Origin of the sequence: Frankia sp. AiPs1 (assembly GCF_023716945.1) — a bacterium.
In the GTDB taxonomy this organism is placed as follows: Bacteria; Actinomycetota; Actinomycetes; order Frankiales; family Frankiaceae; genus Frankia.
This window is the reverse complement of sequence record NZ_JAMQQF010000472.1, coordinates 1-4,792: the sequence shown is the minus strand read 5'-3', so window position 1 is coordinate 4,792 and position 4,792 is coordinate 1. Positions and strand designations below refer to the sequence as shown.

Genomic DNA, 4,792 nt, shown 5'->3' with positions numbered 1-4,792 from the left:
CCCCCCCCCCCCCCCCCCCCCCCCCCCCCCCCCCCCCCCCCCCCCCCCCCCCCCCCCCCCCCCCCCCCCCCCCCCGGTCGGTGGGCTCAGCGTCCGATCTCGACGTTCTCCAGGATCCCGAGCGCGTCCGGCACGAGCACGGCGGCGGAGAAGTAGGTCGTCACGAGATAGGAGATGATCGCCTTCTCGTTGATACCCATGAATCGGACGGACAGCCCCGGCTCGTATTCATCGGCGAGCCCGACATGGTTCAGGCCGATGACGCCCTGGTTCTCCTCGCCGGTGCGCAGCGCGAGAATCGACGTCGTCCCGGTGGAACTGATCGGAATCTTGCTCACCGGCAGGATCGGCACGCCGCGCCACGCCGGCACGTGCTGGTCGTGGAACAGCACGGTCGCCGGGTAGATGCCTCGCGCCGTGGCCTCCCGCCCGAAGGCCGCAATGGCCCGCGGGTGGGCGAGCAGGAAATGCGTGCTGCGCCGCCGGCTGAGCAGCTCGTCGAGGTCGTCCGGGGTCGGCGGGCCCGAGCGGGTCTGAATGCGCTGGCGCAGGTCGGCGTTGTGCAGCAGGCCGAAGTCGGGGCTGTTGATCAGTTCGTGTTCCTGGCGCTCGCGCAGCGCCTCGACGGTGAGCCGCAACTGCTGGGAGAGCTGGTTGATCGGCTCGTTGTACAGGTCAGCCACCCGGCTGTGGATGCGCAGCACCGTCTGGGCGACGGACAGCTCGTACTCGCGCGGCGCCAGCTCGTAGTCCACGAACGTGCCCGGCAGGTCCGGCTCGCCGGAGTGCCCGGCGGCGATCGCGATCTCCGCCTCGCCGAGGCGGTTACGGGCCGGCTGCGGCCGGCTGCGATAGTCCTCGAAATGCCCGCTGAGCTCGGCGTCCTGCCCGGTGATCTCGGCGAGCTGCTGGCGGGAGAGCACCAGCACGGTGGCGGCGGTCAGCGCCCGAGCGGTGTACTCCCAGGACAGCTCCGACTCGGTGAGCACCTCGTCGCCGAAGTACTCGCCGTCGGCGAGCACCCCGAGCGACCGCTCGTGGCCGTACTCGCCGGGCCCGAACTTCCCGATCTTGCCGTGGGCGATGAGGAACACCTCGTCGGCCGGCGCGCCCGTCTCGGCGAGCACGTCGCCCGCGGCGTACTCCCGCTGGACGAAGCGGTCGGCGAGGCCGGCGAGCGCCCCGCCGTCGAAGCCGCGCAGCGCGGGCAGCTCGGCGAGCTCGCCGGGCACCACCCGCACCTCGGATCCGACGGACGTGAAGGTGACGAGTCCGTCGCCGAGCACGTAGGTCAACCGCCGGTTGACCCGGTAGACGCCGCCGGCGGTGTGGACCCAGGGCAGCACCCGCAGCAGCCACCGGGAGGTGATCTCCTGCATCTGCGGGACGGACTTGGTGGTCGTCGCGAGGTTGCGCGCGGCCGCCGTGCTCAGACTCAGCCGGGAGTCCTCGCCGGGGGCCGTGCCGGTCGCTCCGGGGTCGGTCGGTACGGGCTCGGTCATGGCAGACTCCACCTATCGTTGGTCGTCCAGGGACTGGGGGGAAACCTCAGGGCTCGGAGCGAGACCTGGCGGCTCGGGTGCGCCCAGCGGGGCTCGAGTGAGCCCAGCGGGCTCGGGCGGAGCCATCGGGCTTGGTGAAGCCATCGGGCTCGGCTGGAACCAGGGGCTGGCGTGGAACCAGGGGCTGGCGTGGAACGGTGGCGCGCTCGTACGCCGAAGCCGTCCACGGAAAAGTGGCGGCCTCTCCACGATTTCCGCAGTCTTTTTTCGGCCGCGGGCCGATGTTCGGAGCGAGGTTGCGAGGATCGCCGCGGTCAGGATTCGAACAATGAGTACGGACGTCGCCGAACCGATCGCGGCTCGCATGATCGCACCGTGGAACGCTCCATATACCAGTAACCCCCGTGGGTGTCGCGCGGTTCGCGGACATGCGCTTTGTTGCGCCGGCAGGCGCGTCTCGGCGCGCATCGGCAGCCTCCCGCACCGACGGCGTGGGCGGCAAGCACTTTGCGGAACCAATCGGGGACTGGCCCGAACCGAGGGCTTCCGATAGCCCTGATCCCCAGGGCCTGCGGTCACGGACAGTCAATGCCTTACCGGTGGTTCGAATTTCCCGGAAATGAATGACGGCCTTTCCGGTTGCCCGGGCGGGTGATCGTCTCGGCATCGCCCATCGGAATACGGTTGGCCGGCCAAAACCAGACTGCGCCGGGCGCGCGCCGGATATCGGCGGTGCCGCCGACCCGTTTGCCGGCCTGATGCCGTGGCACGGCTGGAAACACCGCGCCGGCCGAGCCGCCGGACGACCATCGGACCGCTCTCGGCCCACCTCGGGGCCGGTCCCGCGGTGGCCGCCGTGGAATGTGTCCCACACGGTGGGTGACAGGTCACCCGTCGCTCACCGATCTGCAGCGCTCGGTCCTGTGTGGCACCTCGGGCGGGCGTCCGGGCGCGCCGGAGCCGCGCTGCGCCGGCCTGGTCGGGGTTGCGGGGGGGACGGGCTTCGCCGCTGTCCGCCGGGACGGCGGCGCCCTTCCCCGTGGATACCGTGCCCTGGGGTGTGGGCGGAACGCCAGGTCAGTGACGCCGGTGGCGGATCGTCATCAGGGGCCGGCCGCCGGGTGTGGCGGGGGTCGCCGTGCGCGGCGGGGCGGGAAGTGAGGTCGAGGCGGGGGCTCGGCTGCGCGGGCCCGGCTCCCGAGGGCTCGGCTCGGCCGGCCCGGACCGGCGTCGATCGGGTGCGGGACCCGGCACCATCGTGGTACCCGGCCGGGAACAACTGCCCGGTGATTAGGGACCTCATACCGTTGCCGGCGGCCGACCTATGTGCATTCCCCGGCAGGTCGTCCGTAGCCGACCCGATGCGCCGAGAGCGGGAAGCCCTCGGCGCGCGGGCCAGCCGACCGGGTGGATCCGCCCGTGGCGGCGCCCGGTTTGCTCAGGCCGACCGACGGGTCCCGCTTGCCGGCCGCGGCAGTGGCTCGTGGATTTCGGGAGGCTGCCGGTGTGGTGACAGCGCTGTAACTCGCCACCGTTTTGCAGGAATACCGTCCGGCCGCCGCGACGATGATCGCTTCGCGATCAACTGTTGACCGAACGTAACCGAGGTGGTTCCCTCACTAGTGATAAGTAGCCATAGGTATAGGCGAACAGGGCGACCCGTTCGAACCAGAAGATGTAGTCCTGGCCGCCTGTCGATTCGGTTGATCCGGGCCAGGGCCTGCCGGCACGCCTGCCGGCGCATCGGGATCAGGGGACCCACCCGGGTGGTGCTCCGGCCTCACCCAGAGCGGCGAGGCCACCCCCCGGATGGGCTCCTCGTTCGACGTTCGCTCAGCTGGCGGCGTGCAGTGCGGCCGTCAGCGGGTGCGCGGCCCGGCCGAACGCGATCATCTGATCGACCGACCAGGGACTCAACGCCCACGGCGCGGCGAACGCCGCCTGCCGGTAGCTTTCCCAGTCGACCCAGCGCCACTCGACGACCTCGGCCGGGTCCGGGTCCGGGTCGCCCACCGCCCGAGCGACGTAGACGGGACACACCTCGTTCTCCACCAGGCCGTCCGCGGCGGTGGCGCGATAGGCGAAGTCCGGCAGCGCGCAGTGCAGATCGGTCAGGGCCAGCCGCAGTTCCTGTTCCACCCGGCGCTGGACGGCGACGGCGATGTCCTCACCGGGCCGAGGATGCCCGCAGCAGCTGTTCGTCCACACCCCTGGCCAGGTGCGCTTGCCCAGCGCCCGGCGGGTGACCAGCAGCCGGCCGGTCGCGTCGAACAGGTACGAGGAGAAGGCCAGGTGCAGAGGCGTGTCGAGGCCGTGCACGGCGAGCCGGGGCGCCGTCCCGCAGGGGCGGCGGTCGGGGTCCAGCAGCACGACCTGGTCGTCGACGTCGACGGCGGTACCGGGTCCTTGTGGACTCACGCGTGGGCCTCGCTTTCCGTGGGAGTGGCGAAGGGATCCCGGCGGGCGCGTAAGTGGTGCGTCGCGTCGCAGCTGGGTGTCCTCACCGGCCCATCCTCCCGCCGCCACGACCAGGCGGCGGCCCGACCCCGGATCCTGCTGGTCACATCCGCCGCAGATGGGCCGCCTGCCGGGACCTACCGGCGACGAGGGGGCACCCGAAGGTGGCGGGCGGGCAGCCCGCCGGTCCGGGCCGCCGCTCAGGAGCCGATGAGGCTCGTTCCCGCGCGGATGGCGGTGAGCATGTCCCACTGTTCGTTGCTGAGGACGGCGAGGGCGGCCGGGAAGAGGCCCTCCTGCTCCTTGACGATGTGGCGCCGCAGCAGCGTCAGCATCTCGACGGCTCGGGCGGCCCAGGCCGGATCGGTGCGGGCGGTGCCGTCGGCCGCGCCCGCGAGGACCGCCTCGACGCGGCGGTGTTCGCCGCGCAGAATCGCGATCTTCTCTGGGAACTCGGCGGCCATCGGGGGAAACAGGCCGCGTTCCTCCACCACGGTGTGCGGGCCGAGGACGGTGGAGATCCTGGTACAGCAGTCGATCAGCGACTCGAGGTCGCCCCGCCGATAGGCCTCACGCGCGTCGGCCGAGAGTTCGACCAGCTCGTCATGCTCCCGGATCAGGTCCTCGATGGCCGGAGTGGCCGTGCACCAGCAATATTCAGACACAGTAGGGCCGTCCTCGGGGAGAAGAAGATCGGCTGGCCTCCGGCGCCGGGAACGAGAAACGCCGGATCCGCCGCGGCGGGGCCGGGCAACGTGGATGCCGCGAGGTCCGCCAGGCGCCCGTCGGCCGGCCGGGCGGGCCGGGTGCCCGCGAACCCGTTCCCGCCGGAG

General features: G+C 71.8%; 3 protein-coding genes. All 3 read right to left on the bottom strand.

Annotation, left to right across the window (positions count from 1 at the left end; all coding sequences use genetic code 11):
• Nucleotides 1-86 precede the first annotated feature (86 nt).
• The gene (locus tag ND748_RS25495; RefSeq protein ID WP_251748598.1) at nt 87-1,502 is read right to left on the bottom strand and encodes a family 2B encapsulin nanocompartment shell protein; all 1,416 of its coding nucleotides are present in this window, start codon (nt 1,500-1,502) and stop codon (nt 87-89) included.
• A 1,833-nt stretch (nt 1,503-3,335) separates the two neighbouring features.
• Nucleotides 3,336-3,920 carry an isopentenyl-diphosphate Delta-isomerase gene (idi, locus tag ND748_RS25490; RefSeq protein ID WP_251748596.1) on the bottom strand — a complete coding sequence of 195 codons (585 nt, stop codon included), beginning with the start codon at nt 3,918-3,920 and terminating at the stop codon, nt 3,336-3,338.
• A 239-nt stretch (nt 3,921-4,159) separates the two neighbouring features.
• Nucleotides 4,160-4,624 carry a hemerythrin domain-containing protein gene (locus ND748_RS25485; protein ID WP_251748594.1) on the bottom strand — a complete coding sequence of 155 codons (465 nt, stop codon included), beginning with the start codon at nt 4,622-4,624 and terminating at the stop codon, nt 4,160-4,162.
• Nucleotides 4,625-4,792 lie beyond the last annotated feature (168 nt).

Bases quoted from the DNA above. Each gene is read 5' to 3' on its own strand.
- ND748_RS25495 (WP_251748598.1), bottom strand. From the start codon at position 1,502: ATGACCGAGCCCGTACCGACCGACCCCGGAGCGACCGGCACGGCCCCC.